The organism is Bradyrhizobium sp. 1200_D9_N1_1 (assembly GCF_052075915.1).
Lineage (GTDB): Bacteria > Pseudomonadota > Alphaproteobacteria > Rhizobiales > Xanthobacteraceae > Bradyrhizobium > Bradyrhizobium diazoefficiens.
Map to the genome: position 1 here is coordinate 6,414,539 of NZ_CP197226.1, position 17,775 is coordinate 6,432,313.

A 17,775-nucleotide genomic window follows, 5' to 3' on the forward strand; every position below is an offset into this window, starting at 1 on the left:
GCATCAGAACTGGCCGGGCGGCAGCTTGAAGATGTCGGGGCTCTTGGCGTCGGCCACGTAGAACAGCAGCAGGCTGGTCGGGGTCAGCACACGCTGGTTGTTGTCCTTGTTCTCGAACGTGCCCTGGAGCAGCAGGATCACCGAGCGGTCCTTGGCGTCGCTGCCGCGGAACATCACGATGCCGCCGGCAACCGGCATGTTGACTGCGATGGAATCAGGCTTGAAGCCTTCGCCCATGAAATGGGCGCGCAGGATGTTGGCGTTGGAGAACAGCTTTTCCGGCGTTATCGCCGCGTCGGTCCCCTTCGACCAGACGGCGCCGACCTGGATCAGCGACTTGGACTTGTAGCCGAACACGTAGGAGAGCTCGGCGGTACCGCCGTTCGGCAGCAGCTCGGGAACCGACATGAGGATGCTATGCGTCAGCTCGGACGCGTTGTCCTGCGCCTTGATGGCGTCGGGCTTGGCGTTGAAGTCCTTGATCATCGCCGCGCGCACGTCGGCTTCGCCCATGCCGAACTTGGCGGAGCGGAAGCCGTCGATCGACTTTGCCTTGTCATCCGCGCCGGCGCTCGGCGCCTCGGTCGTGGCCGCCGCCGGGGCGCCGGCCGCCGGAGCAGCCCCAGCCGCAGCAGCCTTCGGGGCCTGCGCCGCCTTCTGCTTTGGAACGGCGCCCTGAGCCGCCACCGGACCTGCAGCCACAAAGGTGAGAAGGCCGACGAGGGCCGGAACGAGATAGATTTTGCGCATCGAGAACCTTCGAAACAACTTGAAAGAACGCTTCAAAAATCGGCAGTCACGAAATCGGCTTCTCCGAACCGCCGTCGCAACCGAGACGGAAAATGTTGCAATGCCATAAGGCGCTACAAAACATCACGGAGCAGACAAGGCTCGAAACAGCGACTCCTCAGCGGCGTAGGAATACGGTATCGGGTTGCCAAACGCTGCGAATGAACATTCACAAGCGCATTTTTTCATCAATTGTGGATGCCGGCGGTTCGCGCTAAGCATCCGCCTTGGGGCAATCATCATGCAAAGAATTTCATGACCGAACGGCCTTCCGCTTTCGCGGTCGATCGCCGCGGGTTCATTCGCCTTGCGGGGACAAGCGCTGCGGGATGGCTCGCGCTCGGCGCAACATCTGATCGCATGCGGATCGTCGCCTCGCTGACGGGATTACCGCTCGACGACGAATTGACCAGAAGGAGCATGACCGACAGCCCGACCTCCCGCCTCGGCGGCCTCATCGTGGGTTTGAGGCAGCGAGGCTGGGTCGAAGGCGTCAACTTCCGCCTCGAACTCCGTTCGACTTTCGGCAGCTCCGATAGACTGAAGACCGCGGTCCAGGAATTGCTGGAGCTGAAGCCGGACGTGATCCTGACCGGCTCGACGATCGAAACCGCGGCAGTCCTGGCAGCCACCAAAACCATCCCGATCGTCTTCGCGACGGCCAACGATCCCGTCGGCAATGGCTTCGTGGAGAGCCTCGCGCATCCCGGCGGCAACGTCACCGGCTTCACCAACAGCTCCGCCGAGATGGGCGGCAAATGGCTTCAGCTCATCCGGGAGGCCGTGCCTGACGTTGCGCGCGTCGGTGTGCTGTTCAACCCGGCGACCACGCCGCGCGGCGGGCGCTTCTTCCTCGACTCCATCGAGCAAGAGGCCGCAGCATCCGGCGTCTCCGTGGTCCCCGCCCCCGTCAACGCGCCAACGGAAATTGACGAAGTCATCGGGCGCCTCTCCGAACCGCCCAAAGCGGCGATGGTTGCGCTGGTCGACAGCTTCCTCGTGATCCACCGGCAGGCGGTCGTGGCGGCAGCGGCCAAATATCGCGTCCCCACGATCTATCCGTTCCATTATTTCATGGATGCGGGCGGGCTGATGAGCTACGGGCCGACGCTCGAAGTGCGCTCGGCCGACTATGTCGATCTGATCCTGCGCGGCACCAAGGCCGGCGATCTCCCGGTGCAATCGCCACGCAAATACGAGCTGCTGATCAACCGCACGGTCGCCCGTACGCTGGATTTGACCATACCGTTCACGCTGCTGGCACGCGCCGACGAGATCCGCGAGTGAACGAGCAGGTCGACCAGGGACATTTGCGGACGCCTCCCGGCCGGCTGTTCCGCAAATATCTCTACTCGATCGTCGCCCTCGCCTTTGCCGCGCTCGCCATCAACACCGGCTTCGACGTCTGGTTCTCCTATCGCGAGCAGAAGCAGCTCCTCGCGGCAACCCAGCGCGAGCAGGCAGCGTCTGCGGCGATTCAGATCGGCCAGTTCATCGGCCAGATCGAAAACCAGATCAGATGGCTTTCCCGCCTGCCCCCGGAGCTGTCGACGAACGAGGACGAGCGCTTGAACGCGATCCGCCTCCTGCGCCTCTCGCCTGCGATCGCGGAGATTGCCGAGCTCGACGCGCAGGGCCGCGAGCAGGTGCGCGTGTCGCGCCGTGTCGCGGACAGGGTCGGCAGCAAGATCGACCTGTCCGCTTCGCCCGCCTTCCGCGGCGCCAACGAAAGCCGGACCTATTACGGGCCGGTCTACTTCATCGGCGACACCGAGCCGTTCATGACCCTCGCCGCGCGCGGGGTCGGCCGCGGTCCCAATGTGATCGTCGCCGAGGTCAATCTGCGCTTCATCTGGGACCTCGTCGCGGGGATCAGGGTCGGCAACACCGGCAAGGCCTATGTGGTCGACCGCATGGGGCTGTTGATCGCACATCCCGATTTGTGGCCGGCGCTACGCCGCAGCGATCTTTCGGGACATGCCGACGTTCGAGCCGCACTCGATGGCGCCGGGCCGCCGTCAGGCGGCCTGGTCAAGGAAGATCTGTCCGGTCAACGCGTGCTGTCGACCTATGCGACGGTGCCCTCGCTCGGCTGGTTGGTATTCGTCGAGCTTCCGCTCACCGAAGCCTATGCGCCGATCTACGCGTCGATCGGCCGCTCGACGTTTCTCCTGGTCGCTCTGCTCGCCTGCGCGGTGCTGGTCTCGCTCTTTCTCAGCCGGCGCATGACCGTGCCGATCCAGATCCTGACACAGGGTGCGCGCCGGATCGGCAGCGGCGATCTCGGCCTGCGGCTCGCGATCAAGACCGGCGACGAGCTGGAGGCGCTCGGCGACCAGTTCAACCGGATGGCCGCGCACTTGCGCGAATCCTACGCGACGCTCGAGCGCAAGGTCATCGAGCGGACCTCCGAGCTCGAGAAGGCGCGCGACCACGCCCTCGCCGAGCATGACGCGGCCGAACGTGCGCGCAGCATTGCCGTGCAGGCCAACGAGACCAAGTCGCGCTTCCTCGCCGTCGTCAGCCACGAGCTGCGCACGCCGCTGAACGGCGTCATGGGCGTGCTGCAACTGCTGGACGACGGCAGCCTCGGCGAAGCGCAGCGACGCCATCTCGCCACCGCCGCCGCATCGGGCGAGACGCTGATCGCGCTGGTCGATGCCATCCTGGAATATGCCCGTCTGGAGGCCAGCGCCGAAACGCTGGAGATGCGCGACTTCCGTCTCGATCAGCTCATCGAGGCCGCCGCCGATCTGATGCGCCCACAGGCCTTCGGCAAGGGACTGACCTTCGATCTCGCCAGCGACGTGACGGTCAACACGTCCGTGCACGGCGATCCTGTCAGGCTCAATCGCATCCTGCTCAATTTGATCGGCAATGCCATCAAATTCACTCCGCGCGGCGGGATCGGCCTGAAGGCGTCAGCGGAGCAGCACGAGGATCACATCCTGCTGAGCATTACGGTTCGCGATACCGGCATCGGCATCGCGCCGGACATGCACGAGCGGATCTTCGAGGATTTCGTACAGGCGGACGATAGCATCGCACGGCGGTTCGGCGGCACCGGCCTTGGCCTTGCGATCGCGCGGCGGCTGACGCGCCTGATGCGCGGCGAGCTGACGGTGGAGAGCACGCCGGGCGCAGGCAGCACGTTCGCGCTTGAAGTACCGCTCGGCCTTGCCGCGAGCGGCATCGCGCAAGGTGCGCTTCCGCCGCCGTCGCGGCGGCTTCGCGTGCTGCTGGTCGACGACGATCCCGTCAATTGCCAGGTCGGCGAAGCCATCCTGAACCGGCTCGGCCATCATCCCACCATCGCCAGAAACGGCGCGTCGGCCGTCGCACTCGCCCGCGATCAGGCGTTCGACATCATCCTGATGGATCTGCACATGCCCGACATGGACGGCGTGGAAGCGGCCTCGCAGATCGGCAAGCTCGGTCTGCCGAGGATGCCGCGCATCATCGCCGTGACCGCCGACGTCTCGCGCAGCGCACGCGAGCGGCTCGCCAGTGCAGGGATCGCCAAGGTTGTCAGCAAGCCGATCCTGATCAATGCCCTGCGCGAGGCGATCGAGGACGATCCGCCGGACCAGCCGGCAGAAGTGCGGCTCGCCGCAGGCGCGTTGATCGACCGGCATTTCCTCGACGACCAGAAAGAACTGCTGGGCGCCACGCAAATCGCCAAGCTCCACCAGCTTCTGCGGCAAACGAGCCAACAACGGATCGAGGATATCGCCGAGGCTGCGGCGATCGACGATCACCTGCAGCTGGCGCGATCCGCACACCAGCTTGGCAGCGCGGCGAGCGCGCTCGGCCTCGTTCGCCTGTTCGAACGCTGCCGCGAGGTTGAGCTGGCGGTAGCCACGATGTCCGCATCCGAATGCCACGGTGCCGCCCGCGAACTTGCCGCCCTCCAGAAAGCTTCGATGAGCGCGCTGGACGAATTGCTTCTGCCCGTCGAACAGCGTTCGGTCAGCTAGCCGCGGCGCGGCTGCGTACGCCCGCCTCATCCTCCCGTCCAAACCGCTCGACCAGAAAATCAATGAACAGCCGTACCTTCACCGACAAATGCCGCGTCGGCGGATAGACCGCATAGAGCGCGAGCGGCGGCGCCGAATAATCATCCAGCACCGTCAGCAACTCGCCCTTCCGCAAAGCGTCGGCGGCGATGAACTCCGGGAGCAGCGCGAGCCCCCTGCCCTTGATCGCGACGTCGCGCAGCACTTCGGCGTTGTTGACGCAGAGCGACCAGGCCGGCTGGATCCAGTGATCGCCATCGCTGCCAGTAAGCTTCCACTGATTGCCGGTGAGCAGGAAGCCGTAGGTCAGCGACGCATGCTCGCGCAGATCCTGCGGATGCTTTGGCGTGCCGTGCCGCGCGAGATAATCGGGCGAGGCGCAGATCATGCGCGCCACCGGCGTGATCTTGCGCGCGATCAGGCTGGAGGATTCCAGCTCCGCGATCCGTAGCGTCACGTCAAAGCCGTCCTGGACCGGATCGAGCAGATCGTCGCTCAGCACGATCTGGAGCTGAAGCTCGCCATAGCGCGCCATGAAATCGGCGAGCACCGGCCCGAGCCGCATGGTGCCGAACGACATCGGCGCGTTGACGCGCAGCAGCCCGCGCGGCGCGGACTGGGCTTGCGCCACCGCCTGGTCCGCGGCCTCGATCTCCGAGAGGATCACGACCGCGCGCTCGAAATAACGCTGGCCGTTCTCGGTCGGGCTCGCGTGGCGGGTGGTCCGGTTCAGGAGCTGGACGCCGAGGCTCTCCTCGAGGTCGGCGATGTATTTGCTGATCGCCGACCGCGACAGCCGTAGCTGACGGCCCGCCTCGGCAAAACTGCCGCTTTCGACCACCTTCACGAAGGCCCGGAGGCTAGCGACCTTATCCAAGCTGCCGCTCCAGCGATTGTTTCCAAATCGTAGACATACACGTCATATTTGCATGGATTGTCTCCAATCCAAAGCGGAACGATATTTCCGGCCAGAGCAAGACTGCTCCCCGAATTTGGAGGACGACAATGTCTGGACTGCACCACGTCACCGCGATCGCCGGCGATCCCATCAGGAATTTCGGCTTTTACACCAGGGATCTCGGCCTGCGCTTCGTCAAGAAGACGGTCAATTTCGATGATCCCGGCACCTATCACTTCTATTATGGCGACGAGACCGGCCGCCCCGGCACTATCCTGACCTTCTTCCCCTGGGCCGGCGTGCCGGCTGGGCGCCGCGGCGTCGGCGAAACCCATCAGACCGCCTTCCGCGTGCCTCAGCGTTCGCTCGGCTACTGGACGCAGCGCTTCACCGAGAAGGGCATCGCCTATGAAGCCCTGGAGAAGCGCTTCGGCGAGTCCGTGCTGCCGTTCACCGACCCCGATGGCATGGCGCTCGCGCTCGTCGGCGTTCCCGGTGCCGAGAACGAGCCCGGCTGGAGCAATGGCGACGTGCCGGCCGAGCATGCGATCCGCGGCTTCCACGGCGTGACCTTGCTGCTCGACAGCGCGGCGAAGACGGCCGCCGTCCTCACCGACGTATTCGGCTTCAAGGAGACGGGACGCGAGGGCTCGGTGATCCGCTTCAAGGCGCCGGGCGATGCCGAGGGCAGCGTCGTCGACATCTACGAGGCCAAGGGCTTCTTGCGCGGCCATCAGGGCGGCGGCTCGGTGCACCACATCGCCTTCCGTGCGGCCGATGACGCCGAGCAGGGAGCGATGGCGCAAAAGCTCGTCAGCAATCACGGCCTGCACCCGACCGAGCAGAGGGACCGCAACTACTTCCGCTCGATCTACTTCCGCGAGCCCGGCGGCGTGCTGTTCGAGATCGCGACCGATATTCCCGGCTTCGCCGTCGACGAACCCGTTGCGACGCTGGGACGCGACCTGAAGCTGCCGGCCTTCCTCGAAGCGCATCGCAAGCAGATCGAGGGTGTGTTGCCGAGCCTGGAAGAGAGCGTGTCATGACCGAGAGTGCATTCATCCATCGTTTCGAGCCCGCGCGCGACGCGGGCTCGGCCCCGCTCCTGCTGCTGCACGGCACCGGTGGCGACGAGAACGACCTGCTCGGGCTCGGCAAGATGATCTCGCCCGGTGCCGCCCTGCTCTCGCCGCGCGGCCGCGTGCTCGAGCACGGCATGCCGCGCTTCTTCCGCCGCCTTGCCGAGGGCGTGTTCGACGAGGACGATGTGCGCCGGCGTGCGCGCGAGCTCGGCGATTTCGTTGGCGAGGCGCGGCAGCGCTACGGCATCGCCGCGCCGGTTGCTGTCGGCTTCTCCAACGGCGCCAACATCGCAGCCGCGCTGTTGCTGCTGCAGCCGGGCGTGCTGGCAGGCGCGATCCTGCTGCGCGCCATGGTGCCACTGTCAGATCCGCCCAAGGCCGAGCTCGGCGGCAAGCCCGTCCTGCTCCTGTCCGGACAGGCTGATCCGATCGTGCCGGCGAGCAACTCGGCCCGGCTCGCTACGCTGCTGTCGGAAGCGGGTGCGCGTGTCGATCACAGGGTCCTGCCAGCGGGCCATCAATTGTCGCAAGCCGACGTGACGCTCGCCCGCGACTGGATCGGCAACGTCGCCGTGGAGGCGGCCTGATCCCAAAGCGGCGTACCGCCTGACCGCGGTGCGCCGCTTCGTTATATCCGAGCGACCTTCCGCCGCATCTGCGCAATCGGGCACCACCCTGCCTGAAATTTCCGCTTGCTCGTTTCCGCGCCAGGCTTAAAATTTGGGACAAGGTTCCGAAATATGGAACTACCTTGGACCGACCTGCATGAGCGCCCTCACCAACGCGATCGAGATCCTGCGCTGCTTTTCCAGCGCGCGGCCGGATCTGTCGTTCGCGGACGTGATGGCGCTGACGGGCAAGCCGAAGAGCTCGACCTCGCGGCTGCTGCGGTCGTTGCGCGACTGCGGCCTGCTCGAGCAGGACCCGCACACCCGCCGCTACCGCCCCGGCCTCCTCACCTTCGAGCTCGGCCGGCTGCACCGCGCCCATGACGATCTCATCAGCATGGCCGAGCGCGAGCTGCGCGAGGTCTGCGCGCGCACCGGCCACACCGGCTACATCGCCGTGCTCGACGGCTACGAGCAGGTCGTGCTCCGGATCGTTCCGGGCTCGAATCCCCTGCGTGTCGTCAATCCGCCCGGCCAGCGCACGCCGGCGCTCGCCACCTCGAACGGCCGCGCCATGCTCGCCCGCCTCGCCGACGAGGACGTCCGCGCGCGGGTGCCTGCGACCTATCCAAAGCTGCCGCGCAACTCGCCGCAGAACTTCAAGCAGCTGATGGCCCGCCTCGACGAGATCCGCCGCACCGGCGTGTCCGAGGCAGCCGATGAATCGATCGAGGGCGTCGGCTCCCAAGGCTTTGCGCTGAAAAGCGGCGAGACCGGCGAGATGATCGGGATCGCGGTGTCCTATTCGGTGCAGGCGACCACTGCCGCCGAGCGCGCCAATGTCCGCCGCGAGCTGGCGGCGATGGCCGCAAAATTGCGGCGCATGACCGGCGATCCGCTCGACCAGGATACAGCGCGCGTTCAGACGGGGACGCGATGAGCAGCGCCACCACCCAGCGCCCCAACGGCCTTGCGCTCTTCATTCTGCCGAGCGCGCTGCTGTTCGCCCTCTTCTTCTTCCTGCCGATCGGGCTGATGGCGCTGATGAGCGTGCTCACCGGCAATCCGGTGGTGGCGCCGAAGGTCGCCTTCACCACGCGCCACTACGCCCGCATGATCGACGATCCCTTTTATCTCGAGGTGATCTGGACCACGATCCGGATCGGGCTCGTGACCACGCTGGTCGCGCTCGCGATCGGCTATCCGCTGGCGCACTGGATGGCGCGCATCAAGAGCCGCACCGGGCACGCGCTGCTGCTGATGGCGGTGCTGGCGCCGATGCTGACCGGCATCGTGGTGCGCACCTTCGCCTGGATGACGCTGCTCTCCGACAAGGGCGTCGTCAACCAGACCCTGATGTCGCTCGGCGTGATCAGCCAGCCGCTCAAGCTGATGTACACCGAGACCGGAATCGTGGTCGGTCTCGTCCACATCTACGTTCCGTTCATGGTGCTGACGCTGACCGGCGTGATCGGCCGCATCGACGAGCGGCTGGAGCAGGCCGCGGAAAACCTCGGCGCGAGCCCCTTGCGTGCGTTCCTCGAGGTGACGCTGCCGCTCAGCCTGCCCGGCATCCTCGCCGGCTCGCTGCTGGTGTTTGCGCTGGCGATCAGCGCCTATGTCACGCCGATCCTGCTCGGCGGCTTCCAGATCATGACGCTGCCGATCCTGATCTACCAGCAGATCTCGGCGAACTTCAACGTCGGCTTCGCCGCCGCGCTCGGTATCGTCCTGCTGATGATCTCGCTCGGGCTCGTCGTCGCCTATAACCGCGCGCTCGGCCTCGTCTCCGGCCAGCGCGAATTGCAGTGAGGCCGACGATGCAAACCACCGCCTCGCACAGCCCATCGCTCGCGGCGGCCCGGCAGGCGGCTCCCGCGCGGACGGCCGGACGCGTCAGGCATTACGGCCGCTATCTCTATCTCGCCGTCAACATCGCCATCCTGATCTTCCTGCTGGCACCGATCGCGATCGTCGTCGTGTTCGCCCTGAACCCGACGCCCTTCATCCAGTTTCCGCCGGTCGGCGTGTCCTTGCGCTGGTTCGAGAAGTTCTTCGCCTCGCGCGATTTCATGCATGCGCTGGGCTTCAGCCTCGAAGTCGCCGTCCTCACCACCATATCGGCAACGATCCTGGGCGCTTCCGCCGCGCTCGCGCTCGCGCGCGGCAATCTGCCGGGCACGCGGCTGATCGTCGCGACGATGCTCTCGCCGTTGATGCTGCCGGCGATCCTGACGGGCCTTGCACTGTTCCAGACCTATGTGCTGCTCGATGTCGGACGTCCGACCTGGGGCCTCGTTGCCGGCCATACGCTGGTGACGCTGCCTTACGTGGTGCGTACCACGCTCGCCGTGCTGCATAATTTCGACCTGCGCCTCGAGGAAGCCGCGCGCAATCTCGGCGCAAGTCCCTTGCGCACCTTCTTCGAGGTGACGCTGCCGCTGATCAAGCCGGGCGTGCTGGCGGGCGCGATCTTCGCCTTCATCGTTTCCTTCGACCAATTTCCGGTGTCGCTGTTCCTGGTCTCACCGGGCAACGAGACCCTGCCGGTCACGCTGTTCAACTATCTCAAGTTCGATCTGGACGGCACCATCGGCGCCGCCTCGGTGGTCTCCATCGTCCTCGCCTTTGTCGTCGTCATCGGGCTCGACCGCACCGTCGGCCTGCGCTCCTACGTCAAATTGTAACCGCTCATTGCACCGAAGGAATCGAGACATGATGAAAGCTCTGGGATCCTCACGGCTCAGCCGCCGCCGCTTTCTGACCGCGAGCGCCTCGCTCGGCATCGGCACGATCGCCGCACCCTATGTCGCGCGCGCCGACGATCCGACGCTGCGCATCACCGGCTGGGGCGGCAAGTGGGGCGAGATCATGAAGGCCGAGATCGGCCCCGCCTTCGAGAGCGAGTTCAAGTGCAAGCTCCAGACCGACTCCGCCTTCCCCTATCTGCCGAAGCTCCAGGCAAGCTCGCGCTCGGCGCCGATCTACGACGTGCTGCACACCAATTCCAACGAACAGTGGGCGGCGGCCGAGATGGGCCTGGTCGAGCCGAAGATCGATCCCAAGCTCGTCCCGAACCTTGCCGACGTCTACCCCTACGCGATCAGCGACAAGATCGTCGGCGTCTCGATCTTCACCAGCGCCATCGGCCTTGGACTTCGCACCGACAAGGGCTACGGCAACATCACCTCGTGGAAGGAGCTGTGGGACGCGAAATACAACGGCGTCCGCGGCGGCTACGTCATTCCCGTCAACAGCCTCGGCCAGGCCTTCCTGATGATGTGCGGTACCCTGTTCGGCAAGGGCCAGACCGATCTCGACGCGGCCTATGCCGCGCTGGAGAAGCTCAAGCCGATCAAGATCGTCGATTTCACCGGCGCGATGGAGAAGATGCTGCTGTCCGGCGAAGTCGGCCTCTGCGTCATCCACGATTCCGGCATCTACCGCTATGACGGCCAGAACCAGCCGACCGATTTCGTCGCGCCGAGCGAAGGCGTCTTATCGCTCGAGCAGGTCCTGACCATCACGCCCGGCAGCAAGATGAAGGAGCTTGCCAACGCCTACGTGAACTACATGCTGCGCCCGGAGGTGCAGAAGCGCCTTGCGGAGACCGTGTGGTATTCGCCGGCCAACAGGCAGGTGAAGCTCGACGCCAAGTATGACGCCAAGCTGCTCACCACGCCCGAGAAGGTCTCGAAGCTGATCCAGGTCGACTGGAAGTGGTACAACGAGCGCAAGGACGAGATCGACCAGCGCGTCAACCGGATCTTCCGCGCATGAGCGCGTCGATCGAGATCGCCAGCGTCAGCAAGGTCTATGAAGGCGGCGTGCGCGCGGTGGACGCGGTCGCGATGGACATCAGGCAGGGCGAGTTCTTCTCCCTGCTCGGCCCGTCCGGCTGCGGCAAGACCACGACGCTGCGCATGATCGCCGGCTTCGAAACCCCGAGCGCGGGCGCGATTCGCGTCGACGGCGCCGACATCACCCATGTGCCCGCGCACAAGCGCGACATGGGCATGGTGTTCCAGAACTACGCGCTGTTCCCGCATCGGACCGTCGCCGAGAACGTCGCCTTCGGCCTGCGCATGCGCGGGCTCGACAAGGCGAGCATCGCAGCCAAGGTGAAGGCGGCGCTGGCCATGGTCGAGCTGTCCGGCCTCGAGGACCGCCGCCCTGCCCAGCTCTCCGGCGGCCAGCAGCAGCGCGTGGCGCTTGCCCGCGCCATCGTGATCGCGCCGCGCGTCCTGCTCTGCGACGAGCCGCTCGGCGCGCTGGACAAGAAGCTGCGTCAGCAGATGCAGTTCGAGCTCAAGCAGCTCCAGAAGAAGCTCGGCCTGACCCTGGTCTTCGTCACCCACGACCAGGAGGAGGCGCTGGCGATGTCCGACCGCATCGCCGTGATGAACAGCGGCCGTGTCGAGCAGGTCGGCACCCCGACCGAGATCTACAACCAGCCGACGACGCGCTTCGTCGCCGACTTCATCGGCGACACCAACATCTTTCGTGGCGAGCGCACCACGACGAGCGCGGGCGGCCCGGCGCTCGACGTCGGCAAGGGTCTGATCCTGGCGCTGCCGTCCTCCGAGGCGCAAGGCACCGGCGTTCTCTCGGTCGCTCTGCGCCCCGAAAAGATTCGCTTCATGCCGCGCGCTGACGCCACCGCAGCCGGCAGCTCCGCCCATGGCATCGTCGAGAATACCAACTTCCTCGGCGGCGCGGTGCTCTACCGGATCACGCTCGAGGGCGGCCATCGTGTCCTCGTGCAACAGCCCAATGCAGGCACGAGCCGCCTGTTCGTCCCCGGCAACGGTGTCACGCTCGACTGGACGCCGGCCGATCTCGTCGTCTTGAAGGACTAGACATGAACATGCCATTGAAGCACCAGCGCATCGGGGTGGTCGTGATCGGCCAGAGCCCGCGCCCCACCGTCGCCTCCGAGATCGCTGCCGTGCTGTCGCCGGGCATCGAGATCGAGCTGCGCGGCGCGCTCGACGGCATGAGCCGCGCGGAGATCGACGCCATCCCGCCGATGGACGGCTACGACACGCTGTTCACGCTGCTGCCGAACGGCGACGGCGTCACGATCAGCAAGAAGGAAGTCGAGCGCCGCGCAAGCCAGCAGATCACCCGCTTCAAGCACGAGGGCGTCGGCGTGACGCTGATGGCCTGCACCGGCAAGTTTCCCAACCTCGCGGCGGATGGCCTCGTCATCCTGCCCTCGGCCATCCTGCACAATCTCGTCGAGGCCGTGCTGCCGAAAGGCCGGCTCGGCGTGTTCTCGCCGCTGCCCGAGCAGACCGTACTGATCGACAAGAAATGGCAGCGCGACGGCGTCGAGGTCGTCGGCATCACGCTGCGTCCCGGTTCGAGCGACGCCGTCGTCGACGAAGCCGCACGCACGATGGCGGACCTCGAGCCCGATCTCGTGGTGATGGATTGCATCAGCTACACCAGCGCCAACAAGGCGCGCGTGCGCACGGCCTATCCGGGTCCCGCGATCCTCGGCATTGCCGCCGCGGCCCGCATCGTCGAGGAGCTGGTGTCGTGAGCAAGGTGGAATTGAAGACGATCAGCCTCGAGGAGATCGAGGCGCTCGCGGTCGGCGCCTGGATTCTCGGCACCGGCGGCGGCGGCAGCCCTTATCTCGGCCTGCTCAATCTGCGCCGACTCTACGCCGAAGGCCATCGTGTGCAGTTGATGTCGCCGCTCGATCTCGACGACGAGGACTGGGTCGCGGTGGTCTCCAACATGGGCGCGCCGCTGGTCGGACAGGAGCGCCTCGCGGACAGCCGCAACATCGCGCGCGCCGTGCGGATGCAGGAAGAGATCAATGGCATCAAGTTCCGCGCCGTGATGTCGGTCGAGATCGGCGGCGGCAACGGCGTGCAGGCGCTGATGGCGGCCGCGCATCTCGGCATTCCCGTGGTCGACGCCGACTGCATGGGCCGCGCCTTCCCCGAGGCGCAGATGACCTCGGTCGCGATCGGGGACCTGCGTCCCTATCCCTGCACCCTCTACGATCCCCGCGGCATCGAGGCCGTCGTCACCAAGGTGCCGAGCTGGAAGTGGATGGAGCGGGCGAGCCGCAAGATCTGCGTCGAGATGGGCTCGATCGCCTCCACCAGCAAGGCGCCGCGCACCGGACGCGAGGTGAAGGACTGGGGCATCCACTTCACGACCACCAAGGCGATCCGCATCGGTCGCGCCGTGCAGGAGGCAAATCGTCGTCACGAGGATCCGATCGCCGCGCTGCTTTCGACCGAAGGCGGCAAGAAACTCTTCACCGGCAAGATCGTCGACGTCGCCCGGCGCACGACGGAAGGATTCTTGCGCGGTTCGGCCATGGTCGACGGCAGCGACGCGGATCGCGGCACAAAGCTAACACTCTCGTTCCAGAACGAATGGATCGTGGCCTGGCGCGGCGAGGAAGCGATCGCGACATCGCCCGATCTGATCTGCGTGCTCGACAGCGTCAACGGCCACGGCGTCGGCACCGAAACGGTGCGCTATGGCCAGCGCGTCACCGTCGTGGCGCTGCCGGCGCCGGCCGTGCTGACGAGTCCCCGGGGTCTCGAATTCGTCGGCCCGCGCGCCTTCGGCTACGACCTCGACTACCGTTCCCTCTTCGCGCCCGCTGAGGCAGGAGCTTAAGATCCCATGAAGCGTATTGGCATCGATGTCGGCGGCACCAACACGGACGCCGTGCTGATCGTCGACGAGAAGGTCGTCCATTTCGTCAAGCGTCCGACCACCGCCGACGTGACCTCGGGCATCCTCGACGCCCTCAAGGCGCTGCGCGCCGAGCCCGCCGCCGCGGTGAAGGTCGATGCGGTCGTGATCGGCACCACGCACTTCATCAATGCAGTGGTACAGCGCCGCCATGTGCAGAAGATCGGCGCGATCCGCATCGGCATGCCGGCAAGCGCCTCGCTGCCGCCGTTCTGCGACTGGCCGACGGATCTGGCCAGCCTCGTCAACGGCGAGATCTTCATGCTGGAGGGCGGCCACGATTACGACGGCCGCCCGTTCATGCCGCTCGACACCGCCGGGCTGAAGGAGGCCGCGCGAAAAATCAGGGACAAGGGTCTGCGCTCGGTCGCGGTGTGCTCGAGCTTCTCCCCGCTCGATCCCTCCTGCGAAACCACCGCGCGCGAAATCCTCGCGGAGATCTGTCCTGACGTCGCGGTGACGCTGTCGCACGATCTCGGCCGCATCGGCCTGCTCGAACGCGAGAATGCCGCGCTGCTCAACGCCTCCCTGCACGACCTCGCGGTCACCACGGTTGCGGCCTTCCGCAAGGCGATCGCCGACAGCGGCATCGACGCGCCGCTGTTCCTGACCCAGAACGACGGCACGGTGATGCAGGCCGAGATCGCCACCGCCTTCCCGGTGATGAGCTTTGCCTCCGGCGCCACCAATTCCATGCGCGGCGCCGCCCACCTCTCTGGCCTCGACGACGCCATGGTCGTCGATGTCGGCGGCACCACCAGCGACATCGGCCAGCTGCGTCACGGCTTCCCGCGCGAGGCGAATGCCGTGGTCGAGGTCGGCGGCGTGCGCACGCTGTTCCGGATGCCAGACCTGCTCTCGATCGGGCTCGGCGGCGGCAGTCATGTCGACGAGGATCCGGTCCGCGTCGGCCCGCTCAGCGTCGGCTATCGCCTGACGACGGATGCGCTGGTGTTCGGCGGCTCGCGCCTCACCTCCACCGACATTGCGGTGGCCGCAGGTCTGATCGACATCGGCGACCGCTCGCGCGTCGCCAGGCTGCCGAAACGCCTGATCGATGCCGCGCTGCGCGACGCCTGGCGCAAGCTCGAGGAGGACATCGACCGCATGAAGACCGAAGCCGGCGACGTGCCGCTGCTCGCGGTCGGCGGCGGCGCCTTCCTGGTGCCGGATCGCCTGCCCGGCATCTCCGAGATCGTGCGCGTGCCGCATGGCGACTGCGCCAACGCGGTCGGTGCCGCGATCGCACAGGTCAGCGGCGAGGCCGACCAGGTGTTCCGCGATCTCACCCGCGAGGACGCGATCGCCGCCGCGCGCGATATCGCGGCCGACCGTGCGGTGCAGGCGGGAGCAGCGCGCGACAGCCTCAAGACCGTTGATGTCGAGGACATGCCGATCGCCTATCTGCCCGGCAACGCGCTGCGCGTGCGTGTCCGTGTCGCCGGCGCGATCGCCGATCCGGATCTGCCGGCGGCGGCGTAGCGGATGCGGGCCGGGAGCCCGGCACGACGACCTCGCGTGTCGGCCTCCACCCCTGTCAAAATAGAACTCGAAAACAACCCCATGCACAGTAGCCGGGGATAGCGAGATCAATGGCTTACGCGGATAGAGCTGCTTAGGACTGAGAGAGGTGCATCCGCGGAGACAGACCCCTCACCCGAGTGAGTCTGCGTCCACCGGAGTCGCTGCCCTCTCCCGCGAGGGGAGACGGCACCGCAACGGTCATCGCCGCGGTTTGACCCGTCGGGCAAAACAGGGGTATATTGCCAACATCGGAAAATCCGCAAAGCCAAGCTACCCCATCAATGCGCTGAAGAATTCGCGTACTGACAGGCTGCTTCATTTGTCCCTGGGGCGCTGCGGCTTTTCCCTTCTCGCCGCCTGCGAGGTTCGGCTTGCGGGGACCTCAAAGACCGCAATACGGCGATCGAGTTGCCATAGCTCGACGTCGTTGACGTCAACCAGTTGCGCAGCACGTTCTCGTGCTTCCTGCTCGTCGGCACACTGCAATTTGGCTACGCTTATCACGTGACGGTGCTGATCCAAAAGGTAAGCCCTGTAGTGAGCCATCCCCACACCTCCCAACGCCCGCGTTTATCGGATCATCACCTCAATCCTTCAATCAGCGCTCTCCAGCCGAACGCATCGTTCGCCGTCAGCAGCAAAGCGCCAAGCGTTGCCAAGTAGGATGGCAGTTCGCAATCGGGACGCGCGTTCATATTGCCGACGAACGAGGCGACCGCGTTCTTGAGATCGCCTCGGTCCAGATGATCGAAGGCCCGTTGCTTGCAACGCTCGACATACTTGTCGCGCGCCAGCTCAATTAACAGGGAACGTTCCATTTCGTCTCCCCCAACCGATGACTGTTTTCAATCGTTGGGGAATTGGAACGGACCGGGCTTTTTCCGTCTGTTCGAAACGCGACAAACGGATCTCTTTTGCTCGCAAGTGTGGGAATTGAGATACAGGCCGCTCGTTGATGGCAACGCAGCGGTGCGGCCTGAGCGACCGGATCGGAGATGAAGCGGATCGTCACCTTCGACAGCTTGATCGCCGAGGCGTTGCGGTGGTCGGCCCATTGTTGAGCGTGATCGAGGAGCCCTTGGCCCAAGCGCCGAGCTGGTACGGGGACTATTTGCGCAACATTGACCCCGACGACATCGAGACAAACAGCGGGAAGCCGAGAACTTGAAATAAAAAGTGAAAAGAAGAGCGGGGATATTCCTCAAAGCTGACTTGATTTCTCTCTCCGCTCGCTTTCCTGGCGCAACTAATTGATGAGTAAGCAGTGATGACTGATCAGCAATTAGCCCTGGAAGCGATTAGCGACGCGCAACTCATACTGGAAGAATACCTTCAGCCCTGCCCCAAGGATAATGCGCTTATCCTTGAAAAGTTGGTGGAAGTCCTCGAACGGCCTGCCTTGATCGTTGCCGTAAGTCGATTGCAGCAACAGGGCAATTGAGCGCGTCCATGAGCAAACCCCTTCAATCGTTTGCTTTAACCGTTTGCATTGCTGCGCTCTCATTGCTCGAAATGACTAGCGTGCATGCCAAGCAACAATGCAGGACCGCAATGCCGCCAAATCCGCAAGGGCAATGGTGGTCTTATCGTCTCATTGACGGACAAAAATGCTGGTACGCGGGTAAGCCCATGCTGTCGAAAGCATTGCTGGAATGGCCTATGGAGCGGTCCCCCCAACTCGGTGCTCGCGGAGAAGCGACAGGCATTGTCATAGCTAGCAAGCCCGGCAATCCCCTGGATGCACGAGCGTTGGCACTGAAAGAGGGCTCTGACACTTTTGAAGAGCGATGGCGTGCCAGGATCATCTCCAGCTCAAACACAGGGCATGACTGACCGATACTAACGACCTAAGCGATCCTGCATACCGCTTATCGCGGGCGAGGACTTTCGACTGCCTGTTCGCGGCCGTGCGCTTGGTTACATCATGCAATCACGCGCCTGAGTTCGTCCAGAACAACGCCCCTCCGCAACTCGTGCGCAGCAGCCGTCAAATGAGAGCCTACGATCAGACCGAGCCGCCTTAAAGTCAGGAGAGCAACGGGGTCACACAGCTCGATAGAAAGTCCGGCTCCCAAGGTCGCAAGGGCGCGTTGCTCATCCGCGTCGAGATCAGTCCACAAGATGCCTTC

General features: G+C 65.1%; 17 protein-coding genes. 14 read left to right on the forward strand and 3 right to left on the reverse strand.

Annotated features, from left to right (window positions below; genetic code table 11):
• Positions 1-3 precede the first annotated feature (3 nt).
• On the reverse strand, positions 4-750 hold the full coding sequence (locus AB5K84_RS30840) for a hypothetical protein (RefSeq protein WP_011086035.1): 747 nt from the start codon (positions 748-750) through the stop codon (positions 4-6).
• A 294-nt stretch (positions 751-1,044) separates the two neighbouring features.
• Between AB5K84_RS30840 and AB5K84_RS30845 the strand changes: the two genes are divergently transcribed.
• Entirely contained in the window at positions 1,045-2,076 is a 1,032-nt protein-coding gene (locus tag AB5K84_RS30845; protein ID WP_038966049.1) for an ABC transporter substrate-binding protein, read from the forward strand.
• Positions 2,073-4,766, forward strand: coding sequence for a hybrid sensor histidine kinase/response regulator (locus tag AB5K84_RS30850; protein ID WP_011086033.1), 2,694 nt, complete (start codon positions 2,073-2,075; stop codon positions 4,764-4,766). The genes AB5K84_RS30845 and AB5K84_RS30850 overlap by 4 nt, the downstream gene beginning before the upstream one ends.
• Here the strand turns inward: AB5K84_RS30850 and AB5K84_RS30855 are convergent.
• Entirely contained in the window at positions 4,759-5,682 is a 924-nt protein-coding gene (locus AB5K84_RS30855) for a LysR family transcriptional regulator (protein ID WP_038966037.1), read from the reverse strand. The genes AB5K84_RS30850 and AB5K84_RS30855 overlap by 8 nt on opposite strands.
• A 128-nt stretch (positions 5,683-5,810) precedes the next feature.
• Between AB5K84_RS30855 and AB5K84_RS30860 the strand changes: the two genes are divergently transcribed.
• From AB5K84_RS30860 to AB5K84_RS30905, 10 genes are all read left to right on the forward strand, one after another.
• Positions 5,811-6,749: a ring-cleaving dioxygenase gene (locus tag AB5K84_RS30860; RefSeq protein ID WP_011086031.1), complete on the forward strand. Its 939-nt coding sequence runs from the start codon at positions 5,811-5,813 to the stop codon at positions 6,747-6,749.
• Positions 6,746-7,372 carry an alpha/beta hydrolase gene (locus tag AB5K84_RS30865; protein ID WP_011086030.1) on the forward strand — a complete coding sequence of 209 codons (627 nt, stop codon included), beginning with the start codon at positions 6,746-6,748 and terminating at the stop codon, positions 7,370-7,372. Before AB5K84_RS30860 ends, AB5K84_RS30865 begins: the two co-directional genes overlap by 4 nt.
• 178 nt (positions 7,373-7,550) lie before the next feature.
• A complete protein-coding gene (locus AB5K84_RS30870) occupies positions 7,551-8,333 on the forward strand; it encodes an IclR family transcriptional regulator (RefSeq protein ID WP_011086029.1) in 783 nt (260 codons plus the stop codon).
• Entirely contained in the window at positions 8,330-9,205 is an 876-nt protein-coding gene (locus tag AB5K84_RS30875) for an ABC transporter permease (RefSeq protein WP_011086028.1), read from the forward strand. The genes AB5K84_RS30870 and AB5K84_RS30875 overlap by 4 nt, the downstream gene beginning before the upstream one ends.
• An 8-nt stretch (positions 9,206-9,213) precedes the next feature.
• A complete protein-coding gene (locus AB5K84_RS30880; RefSeq protein ID WP_038966038.1) occupies positions 9,214-10,080 on the forward strand; it encodes an ABC transporter permease in 867 nt (288 codons plus the stop codon).
• Positions 10,081-10,108: 28 nt separating this feature from the next.
• Positions 10,109-11,173 carry an ABC transporter substrate-binding protein gene (locus tag AB5K84_RS30885; protein ID WP_011086026.1) on the forward strand — a complete coding sequence of 355 codons (1,065 nt, stop codon included), beginning with the start codon at positions 10,109-10,111 and terminating at the stop codon, positions 11,171-11,173.
• Positions 11,170-12,252 carry an ABC transporter ATP-binding protein gene (locus AB5K84_RS30890; RefSeq protein WP_038966039.1) on the forward strand — a complete coding sequence of 361 codons (1,083 nt, stop codon included), beginning with the start codon at positions 11,170-11,172 and terminating at the stop codon, positions 12,250-12,252. The genes AB5K84_RS30885 and AB5K84_RS30890 overlap by 4 nt, the downstream gene beginning before the upstream one ends.
• 2 nt (positions 12,253-12,254) lie before the next feature.
• Entirely contained in the window at positions 12,255-12,941 is a 687-nt protein-coding gene (locus AB5K84_RS30895) for an AroM family protein (RefSeq protein WP_011086024.1), read from the forward strand.
• Positions 12,938-14,044 carry a DUF917 domain-containing protein gene (locus AB5K84_RS30900; RefSeq protein ID WP_011086023.1) on the forward strand — a complete coding sequence of 369 codons (1,107 nt, stop codon included), beginning with the start codon at positions 12,938-12,940 and terminating at the stop codon, positions 14,042-14,044. The genes AB5K84_RS30895 and AB5K84_RS30900 overlap by 4 nt, the downstream gene beginning before the upstream one ends.
• 6 nt (positions 14,045-14,050) lie before the next feature.
• Positions 14,051-15,604, forward strand: coding sequence for a hydantoinase/oxoprolinase N-terminal domain-containing protein (locus AB5K84_RS30905; protein ID WP_011086022.1), 1,554 nt, complete (start codon positions 14,051-14,053; stop codon positions 15,602-15,604).
• 623 nt (positions 15,605-16,227) lie between these two features.
• Here AB5K84_RS30905 and AB5K84_RS30910 read toward each other — a convergent pair.
• Positions 16,228-16,464, reverse strand: a complete 237-nt coding sequence (locus AB5K84_RS30910) for a hypothetical protein (protein WP_038966041.1) — start codon at positions 16,462-16,464, stop codon at positions 16,228-16,230.
• A 449-nt stretch (positions 16,465-16,913) separates the two neighbouring features.
• Here AB5K84_RS30910 and AB5K84_RS30915 point away from each other — a divergent pair, with 449 nt between their 5' ends.
• Together AB5K84_RS30915 and AB5K84_RS30920 are read left to right on the forward strand one after the other, a co-directional pair.
• Positions 16,914-17,087: a hypothetical protein gene (locus AB5K84_RS30915; protein WP_165448148.1), complete on the forward strand. Its 174-nt coding sequence runs from the start codon at positions 16,914-16,916 to the stop codon at positions 17,085-17,087.
• 8 nt (positions 17,088-17,095) lie between these two features.
• Positions 17,096-17,479, forward strand: a complete 384-nt coding sequence (locus AB5K84_RS30920) for a hypothetical protein (RefSeq protein ID WP_236842207.1) — start codon at positions 17,096-17,098, stop codon at positions 17,477-17,479.
• Positions 17,480-17,775: the final 296 nt, after the last annotated feature.

Coding starts and splice junctions, on each gene's coding strand:
- AB5K84_RS30880 (WP_038966038.1), top strand. CDS start 9,214: ATGCAAACCACCGCCTCGCACAGCCCATCGCTCGCGGCGGCCCGGCAG.
- AB5K84_RS30845 (WP_038966049.1), top strand. CDS start 1,045: ATGACCGAACGGCCTTCCGCTTTCGCGGTCGATCGCCGCGGGTTCATT.
- AB5K84_RS30890 (WP_038966039.1), top strand. CDS start 11,170: ATGAGCGCGTCGATCGAGATCGCCAGCGTCAGCAAGGTCTATGAAGGC.
- AB5K84_RS30920 (WP_236842207.1), top strand. CDS start 17,096: ATGAGCAAACCCCTTCAATCGTTTGCTTTAACCGTTTGCATTGCTGCG.
- AB5K84_RS30875 (WP_011086028.1), top strand. CDS start 8,330: ATGAGCAGCGCCACCACCCAGCGCCCCAACGGCCTTGCGCTCTTCATT.
- AB5K84_RS30865 (WP_011086030.1), top strand. CDS start 6,746: ATGACCGAGAGTGCATTCATCCATCGTTTCGAGCCCGCGCGCGACGCG.
- AB5K84_RS30915 (WP_165448148.1), top strand. CDS start 16,914: ATGACTGATCAGCAATTAGCCCTGGAAGCGATTAGCGACGCGCAACTC.
- AB5K84_RS30885 (WP_011086026.1), top strand. CDS start 10,109: ATGATGAAAGCTCTGGGATCCTCACGGCTCAGCCGCCGCCGCTTTCTG.
- AB5K84_RS30860 (WP_011086031.1), top strand. CDS start 5,811: ATGTCTGGACTGCACCACGTCACCGCGATCGCCGGCGATCCCATCAGG.
- AB5K84_RS30870 (WP_011086029.1), top strand. CDS start 7,551: ATGAGCGCCCTCACCAACGCGATCGAGATCCTGCGCTGCTTTTCCAGC.
- AB5K84_RS30840 (WP_011086035.1), bottom strand. CDS start 750: ATGCGCAAAATCTATCTCGTTCCGGCCCTCGTCGGCCTTCTCACCTTT.
- AB5K84_RS30895 (WP_011086024.1), top strand. CDS start 12,255: ATGAACATGCCATTGAAGCACCAGCGCATCGGGGTGGTCGTGATCGGC.
- AB5K84_RS30905 (WP_011086022.1), top strand. CDS start 14,051: ATGAAGCGTATTGGCATCGATGTCGGCGGCACCAACACGGACGCCGTG.
- AB5K84_RS30910 (WP_038966041.1), bottom strand. CDS start 16,464: ATGGAACGTTCCCTGTTAATTGAGCTGGCGCGCGACAAGTATGTCGAG.